At 37.4% G+C, this 342-nt stretch carries 1 pseudogene; it reads left to right on the top strand.

Annotated features, from left to right (window positions below):
- Positions 1–342: pseudogene (locus KH400_RS23115) on the top strand (circadian clock protein KaiC); the annotation flags it as partial.

Genomic DNA, 342 nt, shown 5'->3' with positions numbered 1-342 from the left:
GCATATGAATAACGAAGAATACAGTCAAGTCATTCGAGAGAAACTGAATGTTGCAGTTTCAAAGAGTGCAGAAAACGGGGAGAAATGGTTCTTATTTAATGATCTTAATACAATCGTTTCTCAAAGAGGGAAAGAATTTGTGAAAAGTTACCTTACTGAAGAAATTGCCTTTATCAGTGCGGCGAATATGAGCATGATTGCCTTAAGTAACTTTACTGAAATAGGCTTGGAAACAGCAAGTTTTCTAGAGAGAACGTGTCATGGTGTATTTCAAACATGGGTAGACGGCAACTATCAATATTTCCAATTGAAAAAGTCGCCGCAAGGTAATATGTCTCGACC

This window comes from Desertibacillus haloalkaliphilus (assembly GCF_019039105.1).
In the GTDB taxonomy this organism is placed as follows: domain Bacteria; phylum Bacillota; class Bacilli; order Bacillales; family KJ1-10-99; genus Desertibacillus; species Desertibacillus haloalkaliphilus.
The sequence above is the reverse complement of the archived record's forward strand: the minus strand, read 5'-3'. Positions and strand labels throughout refer to the sequence as shown.